Genomic DNA, 23,453 nt, shown 5'->3' with positions numbered 1-23,453 from the left:
CCGTCAGTCGGCGATGCGCTCCAGCTTGGCCGCGAAGAAGCCGTCCAGCCCGCCCTTCTCGGCCCATTGCGACGGCAGCAGGCGCAGCCAGCCTTCAGGGGTCAAGGCCTCGTCCGGAGCGCCCACCTCGGCGGGCACGGCGGCGACGGTGCGGAAGGCCGGGTTGCGGCGCAGGAAGGCGATGATCTGGGTCTCGCCCTCTTCGCGCTCCAGCGAACAGACGCAATAGACCAGGCGGCCGCCCGGCTTCACCTTCGCGGCGGCAACGTCCAGGAGGCGGTGCTGCACATCGGCCAGCTTGGCCACGTCGGCGGGGCGGGTGGCGCGCAGGACCTCGGGGTTACGGCGATAGGTGCCGGTCGCCGTACAGGGGGCGTCCAGCAGGACGGCGTCGAAGACGCGGTCGTCCTCCCAGTCCTCGGCCGGGACGGCGACGACCTCGGCCGTGAGGTTCATGCGCTCGAAATTCTGGCGCAGGCGCTTCAGCCGCGCCTCGGAACGGTCCAGCGCCACGACCTGCGCCCCGGCCGCGGCCAGTTGCAGCGTCTTGCCGCCCGGCGCGGCGCACAGGTCCAGCGCCGTCTCGCCCGCCTTGACCGCCAGCAGGCGCGCCGGGACGGCGGCGGCCGCATCCTGCACCCACCAGTCGCCGGCCTCGAAGCCGGGCCAGGAGGCGACGTCGCCGCGCTTGCCGGTGCGGACCGTGCCGCCGGGCAGGGCCTCGCCCTCTACCGAAGCCGCCAGTTCGCCCGGATCGACGCCCGGCTTGGCCGTCAGGTCGGTCGCAGGCTCCTCGCGCGTGGCCAGGGCCAGGCCGATCAGGGCCGCCTCGCCATAGGTCGCCTTCCAGCGCTGCGCCAGCCAATCGGGCAGGTTGGCCTCCGCCGTCGTCAGGCCCGGCCCGTCGCGACCGACGCCGCGCAGCACGGCGTTGACCAGGTTCTTGTAGGGCCGCGTCTTGGGATCGCGTTCGGCCAGCTTCACCGCCGTCGACACGGCGGCGAAGGCGGGCGTCTCCAGCACCAGGGTCTGGGCCAGGGCGATGCGCAGGATGGTCATGACCGCCAGCGGCGGCGCCTTCTGCAGGCGGCGCTCAAGGATCTGGTCGATCTCGCCCAGACGGCGCAGGGCCGCCATCGCCACGGCGCGGGCGAAGGCGCGGTCCTGCGGCGGCAGATCGCGCGCTGGCGACTGCGACAGAGCCTCGTCCAGCCCCGTGCGCTTCTCCAGCGCCGCGTTCAGCAGCAGGCCCGCGACCAGTCGCGCCTCGACCCCGATATCGGCGTGCGGATCGGCCGCGACCTGCTGCGGCGCAGGCTCACGACGCGGGCCGCGCGCCTTTTCGGCGATGCGACGGCCGCGCGCGGCGGAGCTGCGCCCCTTGGGCGCGTCCCCGCTCACACCGACACCTGGGTGCCGAGCTCGACCACGCGGCCGGGCGGAATGCGGAAGAAGTCGGTCGGGTTGGCGGCGTTACGCATCAGGAAGATAAACAGCTTGTCCTGCCACATGGGCATGCCCTGGCGGGCGGATGGAACCACAGAGCGGCGCCCCAGGAAGAAGCTGGTCGACATGATGTCGAACTTCAGCCCCTGTTTGCGGCACAGTCCGAGCGCGCGCGGCACGTTCGGCGTCTCCATATAGCCGAAGGTCAGCGTCAGGCGCTTGAAATCGTCACTGATCGGCTCAACCGCCACCCTTTGCAGGTCCGGCACGCGCGGCCGGTCCGAGGTATGCACCGTCAGGATGATGTTCTTCTCATGCAGCACCTTGTTGTGCTTGAGGTTGTGCATCAGGGCCACCGGCGCGACCTCGGCGTCCGAGGTCAGGAAGATCGCCGTCCCCGGCGCGCGGTGCGGCGGGCGCGCGCGCAGCATCTCGATCAGGTCGGTCAGCGGCAGGCTGTCCTTTCGGGTCTTGTTGGTCAGGATCTGACTGCCGCGCACCCAGGTCCACATCAGCACCACCAGTCCGCCGCCCAGCACCAGCGGCATCCACGCCCCGGCCGGGATCTTCAGCAGGTTCGACGTCAGGAAGACCGCGTCGATGAAGCCGAACGGGATCAGGGTCAGCAGCACGGCCCACATCGGCCATTTCCACTTATGCCGCACGACGGTGAAGGACATCAGGGTGTTGACCATCATCGTTCCGGTCACCGCCACCCCATAGGCCGCCGTCAGATTGTGCGACGACTGGAAGGTCACCAGCACGAACAGCACGCCGACCATCAGCAGGCTGTTGATCGCCGGCACATAGATCTGGCCGGCCTGGGTTTCGGAGGTGTTGCGGATGTCCAGGCGCGGCAGCAGGCCCAGCTGGACCGCCTGCTGCGTCACCGAGAAGGCGCCGGTGATGACCGCCTGGCTGGCGATCACCGTAGCCGCCGTCGCAAGCAACAGCATGGGCCAGTAGACCAGCTGCGGCACCATGTTCCAGAAGGGGTTGTTCGCCGCGCCGGGGTGCGACAGCAGGAAGGCGCCCTGCCCCAGATAGTTCAGCGTCAGGCACGGCAGGACGATGAACAGCCAGCCCTGGCGGATCGGCGACTTGCCGAAATGGCCCATGTCGGCATACAGCGCCTCGGCGCCGGTGACGGCCAGGAAGACGCTGCCGAGGATGACGAAACCGAGGAAGCCGTCGGCGACCAGCAGCTTGATGCCGTAATAGGGCGACAGGGCCTTCAGGATCGACAGGTCGTCGAAGATATGGGCCACGCCCATCAGGCCCAGCGACAGAAACCACACCAGGGTGATGGGGCCGAAGAACTTGGCCAGTCCGGCCGTGCCGCGCGACTGCACCATGAACAGCGCCACCAGAATGCCCGCCGCCAACGGCACGATGAAGGGATCGAGGCGGCCGTTCAGGCCCGGCGCCTCCTGCAGCCCCTCGATGGCCGACAGCACGGAGATGGCAGGGGTGATGACGCCGTCGCTGTAGAACAGGGCCGCGCCGCAAACGCCCAGAATGAACAGCCAGGCGCTGCGTCGACCGATGGCGTGCTGGGCCAGGGCCATCAGGGACAGGGTGCCGCCCTCGCCCTTGTTGTCGGCCCGCATCAGGAACATGACGTATTTAAACGTGACGATGATCATCAGCGCCCAGAAGGCCAGCGACACCACGCCGATGACGGCGAGCTCGCCGTCGACGCCCTTCTGAGCGTGGCCGATGGCTTCGCGCAGGGCGTAGATGGGGCTGGTGCCGATGTCGCCGAACACAACGCCGATGGCGCCTAGCAGCAGGGCGCGACGGCCGCTCTTTGCGCCATGTCCCGGCGTTCCCCCCGGGGGAGGAGGCTGGGCGTTTGCAGCGGACGAGGCGTTGGCGATTGGCGCGGCGTCGCCGCGGGGCGTGTCCCCGACCATGCAAATGTTCTCCGGGTCGCGCGAGGAGGCGTGCCCATCAAGAGCGGCGGGCCTTTAGACCCTTTCCGTCAGCGGTTCAATCGCGCGCCGGTTCCGGCCGGGCAGCCGAGGACAGGATGCGGCGGTCGTCCTTGGCCTGAAGCAGCACCACTACCCCTTCATCGGCTTCCGTCTCGGCGGGGAGAGGAAACAGCACCGGCCGCCCGTTCCAGTCGCCCAGGAGCCGCACCTCGCGCACGACATTGACGTGGGTGACCGCGCGACCCCGGTTGTCGCCGCCCTTGACCTCGACCGTCTGCTGCCCCGGCCGATAGACCACGGCGACGACCTCGGCCCCGCCCTGCGGCGCCCGGCCAGAGCCGACGCCGACGCGGTCGCCGGTCTCGCGGAACTCGATCTCGGGCGGCCAGCCGCGGTCGCGGGCCTCGGCCTCGACGGCGGCCTTCAGCTCCGGCGAGCGGGCGCCCGAGACATGCCGGCGCCCGTCGATCACCACCTGCGGTGTCGAGACGTTTCGCAGCTTCAGCGCCTGGCGATAGGCGCGCTGGCGCTGCGCGAACTCGGGACGGGCGAAGGTGTCGGACCAGCCCAGATAGTCCCAGTAATCCACGCCGTAGGTCAGGACGATCACGCCCGGATCGCCCGCCACCGTCTCGACTGTGCGATTGGCGTCCGGGCAACCGGCGCAACCCTGGGCGGTGAACAGCTCAACCACCACCGGCTGAATCGGCGCATCGCGCTCGCGCGACGGCGCGGCGGCGACGGTTAGCAGACTTGCGCCTGCGACCGCCGCCGTCATCCCGTACCTGAACAGGCCCCGTGCCATCATGGCGGCGATCCTATCCCTTCGGCCCGATACCGCCGCTCATAAATGCGTGAGCGACGTCATACGTCTTCAGCCCGCTTGCGCGCTCAAGCAGGCCGAAGGCCGTTAGCGCACTAAAAAACGCCCTTTAATCCATCAGCTGCTGGGCCAGATAGACATAGTGGCGCGCCCAGCGGCGGGCGTTGGCGACCGGATCGGCGTCGTTGGAGTGGCCGCCCGCCGTGTCCTCGAAATAGAGATGGTCGTGGCCCTGATCGCCCAGACGCGCCGCGAACTTGCGGGCGTGGCCGGGGTGGACCCGGTCGTCGCGCGTGTTCGTGGTGATGTAGACGCGCGGGTATTTCACCTCGGGCCGCAGCTGCTGATAGGCCGAATAGCGGGCGATGAATTCGGCGTCGCCCGGAATGCGCGGATCGCCATACTCGCCCATCCACGACGCGCCCGCCGGCAGCTCCTGATAGCGCAGCATGTCGATCAGCGGGCTCTCGATCACCGCCGCGTTGAACAGTTGCGGGTGCTGGGTGATGGACACGCTGGTCAGCACCCCGCCGTTCGAGCGGCCGTAGATGCCCAGGTGGCGCGGGCTGGTGATCTTGCGCTGCTCCAGATCGCGCGCGACAGCGGCGAAGTCGTCGAAGGCGCGCTGACGATTTTCGCGCAGGGCGGCCTGGTGCCAGGCAGGCCCGAACTCGCCGCCGCCGCGGATGTTGGCCTGAACGAAGACGCCGCCGTTCTCCAGCCACAGCTTGCCCATCTCGGGCTTGTAGGCGGGCGGGAAGCTGGCCTGGAAGCCGCCGTAGCCGAACAGGATGGTCGGACCGGTCCCGTCCATCGCCAGGTTCTTCGGCCGGGTGACGAAGTAGGGAATCTTGGTCCCGTCGGTCGAGGTCGCCTCATACTGCTCGACCACATGGGTCGAGGCGTCGAACTTGGCCGGGGCCGATTTCAGCTCGGTCAAGGCGCCGGTCGAGACATCGGCCAGACTCAGCGTCGGCGGCGTCAGGAAGCCTTGCGTCGAGACGAAGACCTCGCCCTTGGCCTTGGAGCTGTCGCCCAGGCCCACGGCGCTGTTGGCGGGAACGGCGATGTCGGTCGCGGTCCAGCCGTCGGCGGTCGGGGTGAAACGCTTCAGCGTGCCGACGACGTTGTCGGCGATCACGGCGACGAGGCTGTTCTCGAACACGCTGACGTTCTGCAGCGACTGGCGCGGGCCGGGCGCGAAGATGGTCGCGGCCTTGGCGTCGATGCGCACGTCCTGACGCGGCTGGCCCAGCACGCCCAGCGGCAGCGCCAGAAGCGAGCCGGAGGCGTAATCGTGGCCGTCGAAGCTCCAGGCCTGCTCCGGCGAGAAGACCAGCTTGCCGTCCAGCATCCCCTGAACGCCGACGCGCTCGGGCAGACCGAGTTGGTGCGGCTTGCCGTCCGAGCCCAGCATCCAGGTTTCCGAACGGAAGGTGTCCAGCGGACGGCTGAACAGCACCGCCTCGACGGCGCCCGCCTTGTCGCGGAAGACGCGCGGGCTGACGCCATAGCCGCCGTCGCCCTGCTGGCCGCGATAGACCTCGGTCGCGTGTTCCAGCGGATGACCGCGCTTCAGCGACTTGATGATGAAGGGATAGCCCGACTCCGTCAGGCTGCCGGGGCCGAAGTCGGTGGCGATCAGCAGGGTGTCGCGGTCCAGCCAGGAGATGCGGTGCTTGCCTTCGGGGATGACGAAACCGCCGTCCACGAAGGTCTTGGTGGTCAGGTCGAACTCACGCACCGTCACGGCGTCCATGCCGCCGTTCGACAGATTGACCAGGCAGCGCGTATCGTCCGGCGCCAGGCAGTTGGCGCCCTTGAACACCCAGTCCTTGCCTTCCGCCTTGGCCAAGGCGTCGATGTCCAGCAGGGTCTCCCACTGCGGCTGGGCGGTGCGATAGGACGCCAGCGTCGTGCGGCGCCAGACGCCCTTCGGATTGGCGGCGTCCTGCCAGAAGTTGCCGAGGCCCTCGCCGAGGAAGCTGACGCCGGGGATGCGGTCGGTGGCCGTCAGGATGGCTTCGGCCTGCTGGCGGAACGGCTCATAGCGGCGGTCGCCGGTCAGGGCGGCCAGGGCCTTTTCGTTTGAGGCGGCGACGAAGGCGCGGGCCTCGGCGCCGTCCACCTCTTCCAGCGCCAGGTGGTCGTCGGCGGCCTTGACCCCCTCGGGCGACAAATCGCGCGGGAAGTGGGGCGGCGGGGTCGCGGCCGAGGCGGCCGTGGGGTCGATAGGCGCGCCCTCGGCCAGGGCGGGGGCGGCGGCCAACATCAAGGCCGGCAAGGCGACGGACAGGAACAGGGTTTTCACAATCTTCTCCGTTCATCCCCGCGGAGGCGGGGACCCAGTGCTTTGGCTCAATCAGCCGCCTTCAGAGTTCTCGCCCGCGCCCAGGCCGAGCGCGGGGCTCAAGCCTGGGCCCCCGCCTCCGCGAGGGTGAGCGGGCATGGTCTTATCGCTGCGCCGGCTGATCCATCAGCCGCCGGGTCAGATAGGTGTATTCCAGCGCGATGCGGCGAGCCGTCTCGCGCAGGTTGGCGCCGGCCGCGTGGCCGCCGTCGGTGTTTTCATAGAAGAGCACCGGATAGCCCAGCGCCTCCATCCGCGCCGCCGCCTTGCGGGCGTGGCCGGGGTGGACGCGGTCGTCCTTGGTCGAGGTGTGGATGAAGACTTCCGGATAGGGCTGACCCGCCGCCAGCTTCTGATAGGGCGAATACTGCTCGATCCAGGCGCGCTGCTCGGGGATGTCCGGGTCGCCGTATTCGCCGATCCAGCTGGCGCCGGCCAACAGCTTGTGGAAGCGCAGCATGTCGAACAGAGGCACCTGGATGACCGCCGCATTGATCAGGTCTGGGCGCTGGGTCAGCATGGCGCCCATGAACAGCCCGCCCTGCGAGCCGCCCATGACGCCCAGGTGCGGCTGGCTGGTGATCCCGCGCGTGATCAGGTCCTGAGCCACCGCCTGGAAGTCCTCATGCGCGCGCTGGCGATTTTCTTGCTGGGCCGCCTGGTGCCATTTGGGGCCGAACTCGCCGCCGCCGCGCGTATTGGCGATGACGTAGACGCCGCCCCGCTCCAGCCACAGCTTGCCCACCGTCGGCGAATAGCCGGGCAGCAGCGACGACTGGAAGCCGCCGTAGCCGTACAGCAGCGTCGGGTTCGACCCGTCCAGCGCCATCGCGTCCTTATGGACGACGAAATAGGGGATCATCGTCCCGTCGGTCGAACGGGCCTCGAACTGATCCACGCGCATGCCGCTGGCGTCGAACTTGTCCGGCAGGGCCTTGGTGAGGTCGACGGCCCCGGTCGCCGCGTCGGCCAGATAGAGGCTGGACGGGTTCAGATAGCCGGTGACGCTGACGAAGATCTTGTCGTCCTGCTCCGAGGCCGAGCCGACCCCGACCGAGACGTTCTGCGGCAGGTCCAGGCGCGTGCGGCTCCAGTCGGCCGGATCGTAGACATAGACCGAGCCGCGCACGTTCTCATAAAGGGCCACGACCAGCTTGTTGCGGGTGGCGTTGATCCCCTCGACCGCTTCGCGCTCGCCGGGACGCAGCACCAGACGGGCGGGGGCCTTCGGATCGGCCAGCCACGCCTGCAGGTCCCAGGCGATGACGTCGCCGGTCTTGAACTGCTGGCCCGACGGCGCGGTCCAGTCCTGATCCGTCGTCGCCACCAGCTGTCCGGCGACCAGGGCGTTGATGTTGGACTTGAGCGGCAACTCCAGCTTCGTCGTCGAGCCGTCGGCGTTCAGGCGCCAGGTCTCGCTCTCATAGAAGTTGATCCCCCGGTTCAGCAGCACCGCCTGCACCACGCCGTCGGCGTCGCGCAGAGTGTAGCCGGACACCGAGACGTCGGTCTTCTGGCCGGCGAAGACCTCAACCGCCTGATCGATCGTCTGACCGCGCTTCATCAGACGTACGGTGCGCGGATAGCCGGAGTCCGTCAGCGAGCCCTCGCCGAAGTCGCGCGAGATCAGCAGGGTGTCCTTGTCGATCCAGCTGGCGCCGCCCTTGGATTCCGGCAGGCTGAAGCCGCCCTCCACGAAGGTGCGCGTCACGCTGTCGAACTCGCGCAGGGTGACCGCATCCTTGCCGCCGTTCGACAGGGAGATCAGGCAGTAGCGCTCTTCAGGCGACAGGCAGGTCGCGCCCTTATAGACCCAGTTGGCGCCCTCGGCCGCCGACAGGGCGTCGAAGTCCAGGATCGTCTCCCACTGCGGCGCGTCCGTGCGATAGCTGTCCAGCGTCGTGCGGCGCCAGATCCCGCGCACGTGTTCGGCGTCCTGCCAGAAGTTGTCGATATGGCCGTCGTGGGTAAAGCCCGGCGAGGGGATCCGGTCGCGCGACTGCACCAGCTCCAGCGCCTGCTGATGCAGAGCGTCATAGCGCGGGTCGCCCTGCAGCACGCCCAGGGAGGTCTCGTTGTGCGCCTTGACCCAGTCCATGGCGCGCTCGCCCTCGACCTCCTCCAGCCACAGATAGGGGTCGGTCGCGTCGCTGGTCGCGAAGCCAGGCGCGGTAGAGGCGACGCTGGTGGAAACGGAAGCTTGGGCCATGGCGACAGGTGCGGCTCCGGCGGCAAGGGAAAGGACGGCGACAGACGCCAGGGTGCGGATGATCATGGGTGTCCCCCAACGGACGAATGTTTCGCCGGGCACCTTGGCGACGCCGACGGCGAGGGGCAAGCGTCAGTCATATTACCGGCGCGTAATCTTCGGCCGCCGGATCGCGCTCAGTCGCCGTCGTCGGGGATGCACAGGATCTGGCCGCAGGCCTTGCAGTGGACGGCGTCCGGATCATGCTTCTGCAGGCCGCAGGTGGGACAGGGAAACTTCACCTTGTGCGGCCGGATCAGGGTCTGGGCCAGGCGGATGAACAGGGTGATGCCCACCAGCATGACGACGATGGAGATGACCCGGCCCCAGTTGCCCGGCAGGGTGATGTCGCCAAACCCCGTCGTCGTCAGGGTGGCGACGGTGAAGTAGAGCGCGTCCAGATAGCCGTTGATATGCTCGGCCTTGCCCCGGAAATAGGCGTAGACGAAGCCGGTCGTCACGAAGACGAAGGTGATCAGGGCGGCCAGGGCGCGGGTGATCTCCTCGACCCGGGTGTCGTCGAACCGGCGGCCGATGGTGCGCCAGAACAGGTCGCTGTTCAGCAGACTCCAGAACCGCAGCAGCCGCAGGAAGCCGAAGTTGGCCAGCCAGGCCGGAAACAGCAGGGTCGCCAGGACGAACAGATCGACCCAGACGATCGGCTTCTTCAACCAGTCGCGGACATCGGAATAGGCATAGGCCCGCGCCGCCAGGTCCAGCCCCAGGATGGCGGCGATGAAATAGTCGGCGACATAGAAGACCCAGCCCGCCTCCTTCAGGATCGGCGCCGCCAGAAAGAAGCCGATGATGATCAGATCGACCAGAATGACCATAAGGCGGAACTTCACCGCCGCCGGCTGGGCGCCGTGATAGAGGTAACGCAGGCGCGCCCTCAGTCTCAGGCCGTCGGGTCTGGCGGTTTGGCTCTGATCGGAAGTCATCGTCGCCAGCGATACATGAACCGGCGCAAAATCCTATATGAAGAGCATCATGAGTGAACCCGCCCGCCCCTACATCCGCATGAACGGCGCCGGAAACGCCTTCATCGTCGTCCAGGCCTTCGAGCAACCCTTCCACCCGACGGCGGACCAGGTGCGCGCCCTGGCCGCCCCGGCGGCGGGTCTGGGCGGCTTCGACCAGCTGATCGGCGTCGAACCGTCCGAGACAGCCGACGTCTTCATGCGGGTATGGAACGCCGACGGCTCGATGGTCCCGACCTGCGGCAACGCCCTGCGCTGCGTCGGCTGGCTGATGCTGGAGGCGACCGACAAGGAAGAGGTGGTCATCGACACCCTGAGCGGCCCGACCACCGCGCGCCGCGCTTCTTTCCCATCAGGCCGCGTCGGGTCGGGAAGTCCCGCAGGGCTGACGATCACGGCCCAAGAAAAAAGCCGCGTCGGGTCGGGAGATCCCGCAGGGTCGACGACCGCGGCCCAGCATCAAGTCACGGTGGATATGGGCGCGCCGCGTCTGGAGTGGGATCAGGTGCCCCTGTCCGAAGAGATGGACACGCGCGGCATCGAGCTTCAGCTCGGACCGATCGACGCGCCCGTACTGCACACCCCCGGCGCCGTTTCGATGGGCAATCCCCACGTCGTCTTCTTCACCGATCGCCAGGACGACGCCTTCGTGCGCGGCTCGGGCTCGCTGGTCGAGCGCCACCCGCTGTTCCCTGAGGGGGTCAATGTCGGCTTCGCCCATGTGCTGTCGCCCGATCACATTCGGTTGCGGGTCTGGGAGCGCGGGGCGGGCCTGACCCTGGCCTGCGGCACCGGCGCCTGCGCCGCCCTGGTGGCCGCCGCGCGGCGCGGCCTGACCGGGCGAAAGGCCGTGGTGACGGTCGATGGCGGCCAGCTGACCATCGAATGGGACCAGGCTACGAACCACGTCTTCATGACCGGTCCGGTCCAGGTCGAAGGCGCCGGTTTCCTGCCCGAAGCCTGACCATTGCGTCTTGACCCAGCGTCAGCGGTTGTCGGCGACGGCCCCACCCTCTAGGAACGAGACGCGCCTGCCCTTGCCGAGATTAAAATGCCCGAATTGACCGACAAACAGACCTTCTCAGACGACGACGCTCTGGAGTTCCACAGCGATCCGATCCCGGGCAAGATCTCCATGGCCCCGACCAAGCCGATGGCGACCCAGCGCGACCTGTCGCTGGCCTATTCGCCGGGCGTGGCCGTGCCGGTCCTAGCCATCGCCGCCGATGCGGACAAGGCCTACGACTATACCGCCAAGGGCAATCTGGTCGCGGTCATCTCGAACGGCACCGCCATCCTGGGCCTGGGCAACCTGGGCCACATGGCCTCCAAGCCGGTGATGGAAGGCAAGTCGGTCCTGTTCAAGCGCTTCGCCGACGTCGACAGCTTCGACGTCGAGGTGAAGACCACCGACCCGGACGAGTTCGTCACCGTGGTCAAGAACATCGGCGACACCTGGGGCGGCATCAACCTGGAGGACATCAAGTCCCCCGAGTGCTTTGAGATCGAAGCCCAGCTGCAGGACCTGCTGGACATCCCCGTCTTCCACGACGACCAGCACGGCACCGCCATCATCTCGACCGCCGGCCTGATCAACGCCTGCCACATCGTCGGCAAGAAGCTGGAAGACGTGAAAGTCGTCCTGTCCGGCGCCGGCGCAGCGGGCCTGTCCTCCATCGCCCTGATGAAGGCCGCCGGGGTCAAGGCTGAGAACACCGTCATCTGCGATCGTCAGGGCGTGATCTACAAGGGCCGGGACAACGTCTCCCAATGGCAGGCGGCGCACGCCACCGACACGCCGCACCGCACCCTGGCCGAGGCCATGGTCGGCGCCGACGTGGTGCTGGGCCTGTCGGCCAAGGGCGCGATCACCAAGGAGATGGTCGCCTCCATGGCGCCCAATCCGATCATCTTCGCCATGGCCAACCCCGACCCCGAAATCACGCCCGAAGACGTCAAGTCCGTGCGTTCGGACGCCATCATGGCGACGGGCCGTTCGGACTACGTCAACCAGATCAACAACGTCCTGGCCTTCCCCTATCTGTTCCGGGGCGCGCTGGACGTGCGCGCGCGGCAGATCAACCACGAGATGAAGATCGCCTGCGCCCACGCCCTGGCGGCGCTGGCGCGCGAAGACGTGCCGGACGAGGTCGCCGCCGCCTATCGCGGCCGCAAGCTGAAGTTCGGTCCGGAATACATCATCCCGACGCCGTTCGATCCGCGCCTGATCTGGTACATCCCGCCCTTCATCGCCCAGACGGCGATGGACACCGGCGTGGCGCGCAAGCCGATCGAGGACATGGACGCCTATCGCATCAGCCTGCGCCAGCGGGTCGATCCGTCCGCCGCCCTGATGCAGAAGATCCAGGCCAGCGTGCGCTCGGGTCCGAAGCAGCGCGTCGTCTTCGCCGAGGGCGAGGAGCAGTCCGTCATCCGCGCCGCCTGGGCCTTCAAACAGGCCGAACTGGGCACGCCCATCCTGGTCGGCCGCGAGGAGCTGATCCGTCAGAACGCCGCCGAGGCCGGTCTGAGCTTCGATGAGTTGGGCATTGAGATCATGAACGCCCGGATTTCCGAGCGGAACACCGACTACGTCGACTGGCTCTACGCCCGCCTGCAACGCCGCGGCTATCTGCGCCGCGACGTCCAGCGCATGATCAATCAGGACCGCAACTATTTCGCCGCCGCCATGGTCGCGCGCGGCGAGGCGGACTGCATGGTCACCGGCGTGACCCGCAACTTCAACATGGCCCTGAAAGAGGTCCGCCGCGTCCTGGACGTCAAGGACCGGATGATCGGCCTGTCGATCCTGCTGGCCAAGGGGCGCACCCTGTTCGTGGCCGACACCTCGATCCACGAACTGCCCGACGCCGCCGAACTGGCCGAGATCGCGGTCAAGGCCGCCGCCACGGTCAAGACCCTGGGCCGCAAGCCGCGCGTCGCCTTCCTCAGCTATTCGACCTTCGGCGACCCCCCGGGCAACCGCGGCGAGAAGGTGCGCGAGGCGATCCGCATCCTGGACGGGATGGATGTCGATTTCGAATATGAAGGCGAAATGCCGCCGGCCCTGGCGCTGAACTCCGAGGCGCGGGCCAACTATCCCTTCATGCGCCTGACCGGCGACGCCAACGTCCTGGTCATGCCGGCTATCCACTCGGCCGCCATCTCGACCCGCCTGGTTCAGGCCCTGGGCGGCGCCACGGTGATCGGCCCGCTGCTGGTGGGTCTGGAGAAGTCAGTGCAGATCGTGCCCCTGGGCGCCTCGGTCGGCGAGATCATGACCGCCGCCACCTTCGCCGCCTACGCCGAAGGGGTGGAGATCGAGGACTGACCCCCTCGCCATCGCGACACCGTTCAGAGGCGGCCTTCGGGCCGCCTCTTTGCGTTTCAGGCGCCGGGCGCTTGTTCCGGGGCGGCCGCCTTCTTCTGCTCGGCGATCAGGCGCGCATGACGCGGCGCGACGTAGAAGGCCAGCAAAATGGCGAACACGCCGATGACCGTCGAATACAGGAAGAAGGTGACGTAGCCCGCCCCCAGGCCAGCCGGGGACACCCCGCTCTTGGCCGCGCCTGCGACCAGAGATTCCGGCGGTAGGGCGTGAAACAGGCCCTTCAGCGCCCCCAACGGCCCCCCGGCGTCGGCCGCCCGCGCCGAGGCCTCGACGATCTTGCCGGACTGGGACGCGATCAGCTTGCCCGGCAGGGCGTACAGCGAGCTGAACAGGGCGTACTGGGTCGCGGTGAAGCCGATCGACGTCAGGCTGGACATATAGGCGATCAGCGCCGTCCCGGCGTAGCCGGTGGCGAGGTTATCCACGCCGATGGAGACGAACAGGGCGGTCAGATCATGCCCCTGGGTCGCCAGCCAGGCGAAGACCAGGTTCGACACCGGGCTCATGAAGGCCCCGACCACCATGGTCCGGATCAAGCCGAAGCGGGCGACGGACCAGCCGCCGATGAAGACGCCCAAAGACATGGCGACGACGCCGAACAGCTTTCGCACCTCGCCGATCTCGATCAGGCTGAACCCCAGGTCGATATAGAAGGGGTTCATGATGTTCAGCACGAAATCCGCCAGGCGATAGAGGCAGATCAGCGCCAGGATCGGCCCGGCCAGCTTGCCGAAGCGGACAAAGAAATCCTTCAACGGCGCACCGAACGAACCGGCCAGATAGGCGCCGGGACGGGTGCGCCAGCCTGGCACGGGCGCGCAGGCGAAAAACAGCAGACCGAAGCCCAGCACGATCCAGGCAAACTGGATCAATACGCCGCCGCCCCCGCTTTCAGCCAAGCCGGCGCTCAAGGCGCCGAGAACCGCTTCAGGCAGGACCGCGCCGAAGGCCCAGGCGAAGGCGTCGATCTTGTCGGTCAGCCCTGTGCCGATCAAAACCGCCGCGACGAAAATCAGGCCGATGCGCACGACCCATTCGATCTTCTCGGCCACGGGGCGCGACGGGATGTCGGAGACGGGAATGGCGCGCACGACGTGCTGCTTCTCACGCGGCGCCAGCAGAACGCCCATCACCCCGACGCCCATCAGGGCGGCCATGATCGCGTAGGACAGGTTCCAGTTGTAGAACTGCGCCAGCGCCAGAGGCACGAAACCGGCGACGATCTGAGCGACGCGATAGCCGAGCTGGTAGGCCGCCGCCATCGCGCCCTGACGGCTGTCGTCCACCGCCTCGATGCGCCAGGCGTCGATGGCGATGTCCTGCGTCGCGCCGAAGAAGCCCACCATCACGGCGAAGGCCGCCACGGCGCCCAAGGACGTCTGCGGATTAGAGCCCGAGATCAGCCACAGGCCGGCGATGATCACCACCTGGGTCGCGAGCATCCACGAGCGGCGATGCCCCAGCCAGCGCGTCAGGCCCGGAATGTTGGTGCGGTCCAGCAGCGGCGCCCAGACGAACTTCAACGCATAGGTCAGGGTGGCCAGCGCGAAGAAGCCGATCATCTCCAGCGTCACGCCCGCGTCGCGCAGCCAGGCCGACAGGGTGTCGTAGATCAGCAGGTTCGGCAGGCCCGCCGCAAACCCCAGCAGCAGCATGGCCATCGGCCGCCGCTCGCCATAGACGGCCAGCCCCCCGAAGCGTCCGGCAGGCGCGTTGGGCGTCTTGGAATCAATCATACGTGGCTCCGGCGGGCGCCGCCGGGCGATACGGACGACGAACTACTGGCAGATCAGGAAGCCGCGACCTTGGCGCGGTTGGCGACGTTCGTCCAGCGGGCCAAGGCGAGGCGCAGGGCGTCGGCTTCCAGCGGCTTGGACAGGTGGTCGTCCATGCCCGCTTCCATACAGGCGGCGCGGTCCTCGGTGAAGGCGTTGGCGGTCAGGGCGACGATCGGCGTCTGATCTCCCCGCGCGCGCAGGGCCCGCGCAGCGGCCGGTCCATCCAGGCGCGGCATGCGCATGTCCATGAAGACCAGGTCGAAACGCGCCGCCTTCATCGCATCCAGCGCCTCCTGACCGTCGGCGGCGGTCTGGACCACGCAGCCCTCGCGGCGCAGCAGGGTCATGGCCAGAAGGGCGCCGACCGGATTGTCTTCGACCAGCAGAACCCGCACGCCCTTGAAGGCGACATGGGCGACCCGGTCGTCGTCGCCGGATCGAACGGGCGGCGCCGCGACGCCGCGGCGCGGCGCCACCGCCCCCAGCACCTGCTCCGACAGCGAAGCCCGGCGCAAGGGTTTGATCAGGTAGCCGCAGAAGCCCGCTGCTCGGTAGCGGCTGATCAGATCCCGCTCGTTCGGGCGCAGCAGAATGATGGATTGGCCCTGAACCGGCTTGGCCGCCAGCGCACCGTCGTCGGCGCCGGCATGATCAACCAGGGTCACCCCCGCCTGACGCGCCACCCGGCCGCCGGAGGCCTCGATCTGGTCGGCCGCCGCGCGTCGCACGAAGGGATCGGGCGTGCGGATCGCCACCGCCAGCCTGGCCAGCGGCCGCGCGCGCGCCGGGGCGTCGGGCGCGACCGGGAAGGCGGCTTCGAAACGGAATCGGGCGCCGGCGCCTTCCGGCCGGTCCTCGACCACGACGGTTCCGTCCATGGCGCGAGCCAGTCGCCGCACCACCGCCAGGCCCAGACCCGCGCCGTCGAAGCGCGCGGCGTCGGAGGCGTCGGCGTGGCCGAACTCGTCGAAGATGCGGCTGCGCGCCGCTTCAGGCACGCCCGGCCCCGTATCGTCGACGATGAAGACCAGCCGCGCCAGCGCGCCGTCCGGTTCGCCGACCGCCTCGACCGCCAGGCGCACCCCGCCGCGGTCGGTGAACTTCACGGCGTTTCCGGCCAGGTTGAACAGGATCTGGCGCAACCGGCCCTCGTCGGCGACGATGTCGGGGGCGGCGGCGGCCACCGACCAGGCGATCTCCAGCCCCTTGTCGTGGGCGCGCGGGCTCAACAGCTCGGCGACGCCGCGAACCAGGCCTTCCAGGTCAACCGGCGCCGGATCGAACTCCAGCGCCTCGGCCTCCAGTCGGGCGTAGTCCAGCAGGTCGTTGACCAGCCCCAGCAGATGTTCGGCCGACTTCTGCGCCGCCTCGGCATAGGCGCGCTGCGCCCCGTCCAGCCGGGTGCGCGACAACAGGCCGAGCATGCCGATCACGCCGTTCAGAGGCGTGCGCATTTCATGGCTCATCAGCCGCAAGAACTGCTGTTCCGGCGAGGCGCCGTCTGCTGGCGCCTCGTTCGACGGGTCTGGTCCGCCGGACATGGCGGAAAACAGCGTGTCGTTCGACGGTTTGCAGCGGGTCTGTCCCATAAGGCCACGCTAGGCCTCAGGGAGTTAACTCCAGACGAATGGCCGAACCCCGGTCTCGTCTTCTTTCACGGGAAACAACGCGCGTCGGCTGACCTGGCGATCAAAGTCCTCATGGGCCCCCGCGGTGCTGCGTCGGTACATCAAGGCCTCGGCGACATGGCGACGCAGCACCCCGTCCGCGCCGTCCAGATCGGCGATGGTGCGGGCCAGACGCAGGGTGCGGGTCCAGCCTCGCGCCGTCAGCCCGCCCGCCTCGCCCGCCTTCATCAGCAGGGCGCGACCGGCCTGATCCGGGGCGGCGAAGCGCTCCAGCGCCTCGCCCGAAGCCCGGGCGTTGAGGGCCTGCATCCCCGTCAGCCCGGCCTCGGCCTGACGGGCCTCCTGCATCTGCATGGCGGCGAAGACCCGGGCGGCAGCTTCGGCCGTGCCCTCGGCCGGAGGCGGCAAGATCATGTCGGCGGCCGTGACCGGCGGCGTCTCGACCGTCAGGTCGATGCGGTCGAACATCGGGCCCGAGATGCGGTTCTGATAGTCCTTCTGACAGCGCGGAGCCTTGCCGCAAGCGCCCCGGCCCGGCCCGCCCACGCCGCAGCGGCAAGGGTTCATCGCCGCCACCAGCTGGAAGCGCGCCGGATAGCGCACATGGGCGTTGGCCCGCGCCACCACGATCTCGCCGGTCTCCAGCGGCTGGCGCAGGCTGTCCAGCGCCTGGGCTGAATATTCCGGCAGCTCATCGAGAAACAGCACGCCGTTGTGCGCCAGCGACGCCTCGCCGGGCTTGGCCTTATGGCCTCCCCCCGTCAGGGCGGCCATTGAGGCCGAGTGATGCGGCGCGCGGAAAGGTCGTTCGCGCGTCAGGGCGCCGCGCTCGATCAGCCCCGCCACCGACCAGACCATCGAGGTCTCCAGCCGCTCCAGCGGCGTCAGCGGCGGCAACAGGCCCGGCAGGCGCGCCGCCATCATCGACTTGCCCGAGCCCGGCGGGCCGACGAACAGCAGATTGTGGCCGCCGGCGGCGGCGATCTCCAGCGCCCGCTTGGCGCCCTCCTGTCCCTTGACCTCGCGCAGGTCGGGAACGGCGCCTCCCTCCACCACCGGTCCCGGCTGGGGCGGGCGCAGCACCTGGGTCCCGCGAAAATGATTGATCAGGCCGATCAGGGAGCGCGGCGCCAGCAGCCGCACGTCCCCCGCCCAGGCCGCCTCGGGCCCGTTCGTCTCGGGACAGATCAGGCCCAGCCCCATGGCGTTGACCGCCATCGCGGCAGGCAGGGTTCCGCCCACGCCTGCGATCTGGCCGTCCAGCCCTAGTTCGCCGACCGCCGCCCAGCCGTCCAGCGCGTCCGGCCCGATCACCCCCATCGAGGCCAGAACGGCCAGGGCGATGGGCAGGTCGAAATGGCTGCCCTCCTTGGGCAGGTCGGCAGGAGCCAGATTGGCGATCACCTTCTTGGCGGGCAGAGCCAGGCCGATGCCGGCGAAAGCGCCGCGCACCCGTTCGCGGCTTTCGGCCACGGCCTTGTCCGGCAGGCCGACGATGGCGAAGGCTCCGGCGGGCGAGCCGACCTGCTGCACCTCGACGTCGACCCGGCGCGCATCGACGCCGTCGAACGCCACCGTCACCACCCGAGCGACCATCGTGTTCCCTCCTCCAGCGAAGAGAACAAATCACGAACTCAAGATAACTGCAAGAGCGCCGTTCGGTCAGGGCTGCAGGTCGGCCTCGGGCGCCAGGGTATGGATGACCTGGCCCTGGGCGTTCAGGAACTGGATGGCGCCGAAGCCTTCTTCGGTCACCGTCAGGCGCAGGCGCGGCTGATCGTTCCGGTCCGACAGCTCCACCGCAGGTGCGCCGTCGGCGGCCAGCGACAGACGCATCCGCGTCGGCGTCTCAACGCCGGGAACCAGCGCCCCGTCCAGCCCGGGCTCGCGGACCAGCGGCGGCGCCTGGTTGAAGACGAAGCTGATCGAGCCGTCCGGCGACACCCGCCAGCCGACCGCATCCATCGCCGGATGATCCAGCGCCAGAACGGCCATGCCGCCCTCGATATCGGCGGTGCCGAAGCCGCCGCGCTCGCTGCCCTTGTCGTCGTAAAGGATCAGACCCGCGACGTTGAAGGCGCGCTTGTACTGTACGCCGTCGATGATCGGCGGCGGAGTCGCCCCCGACAGGGTCATGCGGATCGTCCCGTCGGCGTCGACGATGTCGATACGCCGGGCGGTGATGCGCTCATGGTCCGGCGTCTCGATCCGCGTCTGCGGCGTGCGGGTCTCGATGATCCGCTCCAGCACCTCCAGCGACGGACGTTTCGGCGCGGCGTCTGGCGACGCCTCCTGAGCCGCCGCCGCACTGGCCCAGGCCAGCGCGAGAGCGACCAGCGCGCCGGTCTTGATGATTGCAGTCATGGTCTCCCCTCCCCGGCAGCGCGGCGTCAGGCCGCCGCCGCCTTCCGCTGCTCGATGACCGCCCACATGCGCTCGGTGGCGTCGATCCCGGCGAAGTTGAGCAGCTGCTGGGCGCCGGTGGGCGAGGTCACATTGATCTCGGTCAGATAGTCGCCGATCACGTCGATGCCGACGAAGATCAGGCCGCGCTCCTTCAGGTACGGGCCAATGGCGGCGCAGATCTCCAGATCGCGCGGCGTCAGCTCGACCGGCGCCGCCGTGCCGCCGACGCGCAGGTTGGAGCGCACCTGATCCTTGGCCGGAATGCGGTTGATGGCGCCGACCGGCTCGCCGTCGATCAGGATGATGCGCTTGTCGCCCGCCGCGACGGCCGGGATGAATTTCTGGATCACCAGCGGATCGCGCGACCCTGTCGCGTGAATCTCGATCAGGGCCTCCAGGTTCGGATCGTCCGCCTTCAGCCGCACCACGCCCGAACCGGCCGCGCCATGCAGAGGCTTCAGCACCACGTCGCCATGCCGGCGGTGGAAGTCGACCAAGGCTTCCGGGTCGGACGACACCAGCGTCGGCGGCTGCAGGCCGGGGAAGAGGGTGGCGATCAGCTTCTCGGGCGCCGAGCGCACCTCGGCCGGGTCATTGACCACCAAGGTCTTGGGATGCACCCGCTCCAGCAGATAGGTGGCGGTGACATAGGCCATGTCGAACGGCGGGTCCTGGCGCATCAGGATGACATCCACATCCTCAGCCAGATCCAGCCGCTGCTCGGGGCCGAAATCCGCGTGATCGCCCTGCTTGCGCTGCACCGTCACCGGACGGGCGCGGCAGAACAGGCGGCCGTCCTCAAGCGCCAGGGTGCGGAAATCGTAGACCCACAGCTTGTGGCCGCGCGCCTGCCCGGTCAGGGCCATCAGGAAGGTGGTGTCCGACTCGACGTTGACCGCCTCGAGCGGATCCATCTGGATGGCGACCTTAAGCATGGGGTGTCCTTTTTGGTGGGGCGCTATCGCTCGCGCCGCGGGCGCTCGCTGCTTGAGCTGATTTTTAGTGGCCTAACGTTCGCGCCGCGGGCGCTCGCTAAATGAGCGCCCGAACAAGGACGCCGCTGAGCGTTACTTGAGGCCGCGACAGCTCGGCTGCAAGGCCGCGCTTCAGTTCAGCTGCAACCGCATCCGGTCCAGCCGCGCGTCACAGGCGGCGAGCGGCTCACCCAGGGTGCGGGCGCGCGACAGGGCCTGCATGGCGCCGGTCAGGGCGCCCTGCTTCTCGCGCGCGGCGGCGACGTCCAGCCAGGGGCGGTGATCCTCGGGATCGAGCAGGGCGCGGCGCAGGGCCGAGCGCTCGGCCCCTTCGTAGTCGCGGGCCTGAAGCGCGCGGGTGAACAGGATGTTTTGCAGGCGGATCAGGGTGTGGCGCTCGCTGACCGGCGCCATCAGCAGGTCCAGCCGGTCGGCCACATGCGGCGTCAGCCCCGCCAGAAGGGCGCGACGCGTCAGCTCCGACGGCAGCACCAGTCGTCCCTGGCTGAACGGATCCAGCGCCACCGGCCCCTCGGGCGTCTCCACCCGCAACAGGACGTGGCCGGGAAAGTCCACCGGCGCCGCGCTCAATCCGGCTCGCCGCGCGGCGTCCAGATAGAAGATCACCAGCACCGCCGACAGGCCGCGGCGCCGCTCGGCCACGTCGATGACGTCGGTATTGGCCGGATGGTCGTAGTTCAGCAGGTCGCCGTTCAGCCGCAGGTCGCCCGCCAGGGCCTCGGTCAGGGCGTCGTCGGGGCTTTCATTGGCCGCCCGCTCCTTGAGCCGCTGGGCGGCGTGGTCGGCCAGGATGCGCACGCCGTCGGCGTCGCGGAACGGATAGTCGTGGATGGCGCAGGCGATGGCGCAATCCAGCAGGGGAAAGGCCTCGTCCGGCCCCTGGCCGGCCTGCGCCAGCACCGCCTCTGCTTCCTCGCGCGTCACAGCCGATCCGCTCCCCCGGAGATCACGCCGCGAAGATGACGCGGAAAGCGTCCCGGAGCCAGCGTCACCATGTCGATTCTTAAGTCCAGCCCCGCGAGGGCCGGTCGCCCGCGCGCCGCCGCCTCGGCCGCGCGGATCAGGCGCTGGTGTTGATCCGGCCCCAGGGCCAGCGTCGCCGCCTCCAGCGTGGCGCGGCGCTTGACCTCGACGGCGGCCAGAACCCGCCCGCGCCGGGCGAGGATGTCGATCTCCCCGCCTCGCCCCTTCAGGCGAAAGGCCAGCACCTGATAGCCCTTGAGCATCAGCCACAGGGCGGCGATCCATTCGGCGTCATGGCCCTGACGATGCGACCGCCCGCCGAGCGCCCTGCGCCAGCCCGTCTTGGCCCGCTTGGGCGGCGGCTGCGGGCGCGACAGGCGAGAGGGCGGGGCCGGGCTCACCGCGCCTTCAGCTCCAGCGCCCGCTTGTAGAGCGGCTTGCGCGGCAAGTTCAGCGCCTTGGACACCTCGGCCGCCGCTTCGCCGGGCGGCAGGCGCGTCAGGGCCTCGGCCAGGGCCGCGTCGGCGTCGGCGGCGCTGGCGACCTCAACCTCGCCGGGGCCGACCACCACCACGATCTCGCCCTTGGGCGCGTCCAGACGCGGATCGGCGGCCAGTTCGGCCAGATCGCCGCGCACGCATTCCTCATAAAGCTTGGTCAGTTCGCGGGCGACGGCGGCGGGGCGCGGCCCCAGCACCTGCGCCATATCGGTCAGGCTGTCGCGCAAGCGCGGCCCGCTTTCAAAGAAGACCAGCGTCTGACGCCCCGTCCGCAGCTCCTCCAGCGCCGTGCGGCGCGCGCCCGACTTGGGCGGCAGGAAGCCCGCGAATAGGATCCGGTCGGCGGGAAGCCCGGCGATGCACAGCGCCGCCAGCAGGCTGGACGGCCCCGGCACGGGATGGACCGGCAGGCCCTCCGCCACCGCCGCGCGCGCCACCACATAACCGGGGTCGGACACCAGGGGCGTGCCGGCGTCCGACACCAGGGCCACCACCTCGCCCGCCTTCAACCGCTCGACGGCGATCTCGGCCGCGCGGGCCGAGGCGTGGTCGTCGCAGCGCTCCAGCTTCGCCTTCAACCCATAGGCGGTCAGCAGCTTGGCCGTCACCCGCGTGTCCTCGGCCAGAACCAGATCGGCCGCCGCCAGCACGTCCAGCGCCCGCAGCGTCATATCGCGCAGATTGCCGATCGGCGTCGCCACCAGATAGAGGCCCGGCGAAACGGGGCGCGCGGGCGGGGCGGTCGGCGGGAAAAGCGGGGCGTCGGACATCGGCCGGACCCTGCCAGTCCGGCGCGGCGCGGTCTAGGTCAGCAACGCCTTCAGAACGGCGTCCAGCAGCGGCCGCCCCGTCGCCGTGGCGGCGATGCGGCCATCCTTCAGAGCGACGAAGCCGTCGGCCCGCAGGTCGGCCAGTCTGCCCTCGTCCGCCGACAGCCCCAGCCGCTGCAGCAGGGACAGGGGCACGCCCTCGACGGTGCGCAGGCCGAGCAGCACCCGTTCCTCGTCGGCGTCGCGAGGGTCCAGCACCTCGCGCTCGGCCCAGGGCGAGCCATCGGCGACGCCCTGCGAATAGTCGCCGATGCGGCGCCGGGCGACGGTGGCGATCCGGCCTTCCGCCAGCGTCATCCGGCCATGCGCGCCGGGGCCGAGGCCGAGGTAATCCCCGCCGCGCCAGACGTGCAGGTTATGGCTGGAACGGGCGGCGACGTCGCGGGCGTGGTTGGACACCTCATAGGCCTCGAACCCGGCCGCTTCGAGCGTTCCTTGCGTGGTCTCATAGAGTTCGGCGGCCAGATCCTCATCCGGCGGCGACCAGGCGCCGCGCGCCACGGCCCGCCCGAACGCCGTCGTCCCCTCGATGGTCAGTTGATAGGGCGAGACGTGCTCGAACCCCAGATCGAGCGCGGTGGACAGCTCCGCCCGCCAGTCGGCGAGGCCCTGTCCTGGCCGGGCGTAGATCAGGTCGATCGACAGGCGCGAGAACGCCCGCCCCGCCAGACCGATCGCCCGGCGCGCCTCCTCGGCCGAATGGTCGCGGCCCAGAAATTTCAGCGCAGCGTCGTCGAACGACTGCACCCCCATCGACAGCCGGTTGACCCCCGCCTGCGCCAGGGCGGCGTAGCGCCCGGCCTCGGCGTCGGTCGGATTGGCCTCCAGACTGACCTCTATGGCGCTCGTCGGCGGGAACAGGGCGTGGGCGCGCTCCACCACCGCCGCCACCGCGTCCGGCGGCATCAGCGACGGCGTGCCCCCGCCGAAGAAGATCGAGGCCAGTGCGCGCGGGCCGACCAGCGCCGCCTGCGCCTCCAGGTCGTCGAGGATCGCCTGCGCCAGCCCGGCCTGCTCCTCGGTCCGCCCCCGGTCGCGCACGACGTTGAAGTCGCAATAGGGGCAGATGCGGGCGCAGTAAGGCCAGTGGACATAAATCGCGATGGCGCCCTTCTCCCCTCGGGGGAGAAGGTGGGCGGCGGAGCCGCTCGGATGAGGGGGCGGGTTGAGCATGACAG

At 69.2% G+C, this 23,453-nt stretch carries 17 protein-coding genes; 2 read left to right on the top strand and 15 right to left on the bottom strand.

Annotation, left to right across the window (positions count from 1 at the left end; genetic code table 11):
* Nucleotides 1-3: 3 nt before the first annotated feature.
* The 6 genes from H9656_RS12705 to H9656_RS12680 form a co-directional block, all read right to left on the bottom strand.
* A complete protein-coding gene (locus H9656_RS12705) occupies nt 4-1,401 on the bottom strand; it encodes an RsmB/NOP family class I SAM-dependent RNA methyltransferase (protein WP_191744625.1) in 1,398 nt (465 codons plus the stop codon).
* Nucleotides 1,398-3,362, bottom strand: coding sequence for a potassium transporter Kup (locus H9656_RS12700; protein ID WP_191744624.1), 1,965 nt, complete (start codon nt 3,360-3,362; stop codon nt 1,398-1,400). The genes H9656_RS12705 and H9656_RS12700 overlap by 4 nt, the downstream gene beginning before the upstream one ends.
* A gap of 76 nt (nt 3,363-3,438) precedes the next feature.
* The gene (locus tag H9656_RS12695; RefSeq protein ID WP_191744623.1) at nt 3,439-4,191 is read right to left on the bottom strand and encodes a DUF1223 domain-containing protein; all 753 of its coding nucleotides are present in this window, start codon (nt 4,189-4,191) and stop codon (nt 3,439-3,441) included.
* A 124-nt stretch (nt 4,192-4,315) separates the two neighbouring features.
* On the bottom strand, nt 4,316-6,520 hold the full coding sequence (locus tag H9656_RS12690) for a prolyl oligopeptidase family serine peptidase (RefSeq protein ID WP_191744833.1): 2,205 nt from the start codon (nt 6,518-6,520) through the stop codon (nt 4,316-4,318).
* A gap of 139 nt (nt 6,521-6,659) precedes the next feature.
* On the bottom strand, nt 6,660-8,831 hold the full coding sequence (locus tag H9656_RS12685) for a prolyl oligopeptidase family serine peptidase (RefSeq protein ID WP_191744622.1): 2,172 nt from the start codon (nt 8,829-8,831) through the stop codon (nt 6,660-6,662).
* A gap of 110 nt (nt 8,832-8,941) precedes the next feature.
* Nucleotides 8,942-9,745 (bottom strand): potassium channel family protein, encoded by an 804-nt coding sequence (locus H9656_RS12680; protein WP_134581991.1) that lies wholly within the window; start codon nt 9,743-9,745, stop codon nt 8,942-8,944.
* A gap of 49 nt (nt 9,746-9,794) precedes the next feature.
* On the opposite strand from H9656_RS12680, the gene dapF reads away from it, so the two are divergent.
* Complete coding sequence (gene dapF / locus H9656_RS12675; RefSeq protein ID WP_225212509.1) at nt 9,795-10,748, top strand: diaminopimelate epimerase; 954 nt, start codon at nt 9,795-9,797, stop codon at nt 10,746-10,748.
* Between the two features lie 87 nt (nt 10,749-10,835).
* Nucleotides 10,836-13,115, top strand: coding sequence for an NADP-dependent malic enzyme (locus H9656_RS12670; protein WP_191744620.1), 2,280 nt, complete (start codon nt 10,836-10,838; stop codon nt 13,113-13,115).
* Between the two features lie 56 nt (nt 13,116-13,171).
* Here H9656_RS12670 and H9656_RS12665 read toward each other — a convergent pair whose 3' ends face one another.
* The 9 genes from H9656_RS12665 to hemW all read right to left on the bottom strand — a co-directional run bounded on the left by H9656_RS12665 (nt 13,172) and on the right by hemW (nt 23,448).
* A complete protein-coding gene (locus H9656_RS12665; RefSeq protein ID WP_191744619.1) occupies nt 13,172-14,911 on the bottom strand; it encodes an AmpG family muropeptide MFS transporter in 1,740 nt (579 codons plus the stop codon).
* A 53-nt stretch (nt 14,912-14,964) separates the two neighbouring features.
* A complete protein-coding gene (locus tag H9656_RS12660; RefSeq protein ID WP_318240642.1) occupies nt 14,965-16,542 on the bottom strand; it encodes a response regulator in 1,578 nt (525 codons plus the stop codon).
* 24 nt (nt 16,543-16,566) lie between these two features.
* Nucleotides 16,567-18,177, bottom strand: coding sequence for a YifB family Mg chelatase-like AAA ATPase (locus H9656_RS12655; RefSeq protein WP_191744618.1), 1,611 nt, complete (start codon nt 18,175-18,177; stop codon nt 16,567-16,569).
* A 66-nt stretch (nt 18,178-18,243) separates the two neighbouring features.
* Nucleotides 18,244-18,945: a hypothetical protein gene (locus H9656_RS12650; RefSeq protein WP_191744617.1), complete on the bottom strand. Its 702-nt coding sequence runs from the start codon at nt 18,943-18,945 to the stop codon at nt 18,244-18,246.
* 26 nt (nt 18,946-18,971) lie between these two features.
* Entirely contained in the window at nt 18,972-19,922 is a 951-nt protein-coding gene (gshB, locus tag H9656_RS12645) for a glutathione synthase (protein WP_191744616.1), read from the bottom strand.
* 171 nt (nt 19,923-20,093) lie between these two features.
* Nucleotides 20,094-20,906 carry a SirB1 family protein gene (locus tag H9656_RS12640; RefSeq protein WP_191744615.1) on the bottom strand — a complete coding sequence of 271 codons (813 nt, stop codon included), beginning with the start codon at nt 20,904-20,906 and terminating at the stop codon, nt 20,094-20,096.
* Nucleotides 20,903-21,322 carry a YraN family protein gene (locus H9656_RS12635; RefSeq protein WP_191744831.1) on the bottom strand — a complete coding sequence of 140 codons (420 nt, stop codon included), beginning with the start codon at nt 21,320-21,322 and terminating at the stop codon, nt 20,903-20,905. Before H9656_RS12635 ends, H9656_RS12640 begins: the two co-directional genes overlap by 4 nt.
* Before the next feature lie 20 nt (nt 21,323-21,342).
* On the bottom strand, nt 21,343-22,215 hold the full coding sequence (rsmI, locus tag H9656_RS12630) for a 16S rRNA (cytidine(1402)-2'-O)-methyltransferase (protein WP_191744614.1): 873 nt from the start codon (nt 22,213-22,215) through the stop codon (nt 21,343-21,345).
* A gap of 33 nt (nt 22,216-22,248) precedes the next feature.
* Nucleotides 22,249-23,448: a radical SAM family heme chaperone HemW gene (gene hemW, locus H9656_RS12625; protein ID WP_225212508.1), complete on the bottom strand. Its 1,200-nt coding sequence runs from the start codon at nt 23,446-23,448 to the stop codon at nt 22,249-22,251.
* Nucleotides 23,449-23,453: the final 5 nt, after the last annotated feature.

Source organism: Brevundimonas guildfordensis (assembly GCF_014836405.1).
Lineage (GTDB): Bacteria > Pseudomonadota > Alphaproteobacteria > Caulobacterales > Caulobacteraceae > Brevundimonas > Brevundimonas guildfordensis.
Note: the sequence above shows the minus strand (reverse complement) of the source record. Positions and strands in the feature narration are given on the sequence as shown.

Coding starts and splice junctions, on each gene's coding strand:
- H9656_RS12655 (WP_191744618.1), bottom strand. CDS start 18,177: ATGGTCGCTCGGGTGGTGACGGTGGCGTTCGACGGCGTCGATGCGCGC.
- H9656_RS12665 (WP_191744619.1), bottom strand. CDS start 14,911: ATGATTGATTCCAAGACGCCCAACGCGCCTGCCGGACGCTTCGGGGGG.
- hemW (WP_225212508.1), bottom strand. CDS start 23,448: ATGCTCAACCCGCCCCCTCATCCGAGCGGCTCCGCCGCCCACCTTCTC.
- H9656_RS12700 (WP_191744624.1), bottom strand. CDS start 3,362: ATGGTCGGGGACACGCCCCGCGGCGACGCCGCGCCAATCGCCAACGCC.
- rsmI (WP_191744614.1), bottom strand. CDS start 22,215: ATGTCCGACGCCCCGCTTTTCCCGCCGACCGCCCCGCCCGCGCGCCCC.
- H9656_RS12680 (WP_134581991.1), bottom strand. CDS start 9,745: ATGACTTCCGATCAGAGCCAAACCGCCAGACCCGACGGCCTGAGACTG.
- H9656_RS12650 (WP_191744617.1), bottom strand. CDS start 18,945: ATGACTGCAATCATCAAGACCGGCGCGCTGGTCGCTCTCGCGCTGGCC.
- dapF (WP_225212509.1), top strand. CDS start 9,795: ATGAGTGAACCCGCCCGCCCCTACATCCGCATGAACGGCGCCGGAAAC.
- H9656_RS12670 (WP_191744620.1), top strand. CDS start 10,836: ATGCCCGAATTGACCGACAAACAGACCTTCTCAGACGACGACGCTCTG.
- H9656_RS12660 (WP_318240642.1), bottom strand. CDS start 16,542: ATGGGACAGACCCGCTGCAAACCGTCGAACGACACGCTGTTTTCCGCC.
- H9656_RS12685 (WP_191744622.1), bottom strand. CDS start 8,831: ATGATCATCCGCACCCTGGCGTCTGTCGCCGTCCTTTCCCTTGCCGCC.
- gshB (WP_191744616.1), bottom strand. CDS start 19,922: ATGCTTAAGGTCGCCATCCAGATGGATCCGCTCGAGGCGGTCAACGTC.
- H9656_RS12695 (WP_191744623.1), bottom strand. CDS start 4,191: ATGATGGCACGGGGCCTGTTCAGGTACGGGATGACGGCGGCGGTCGCA.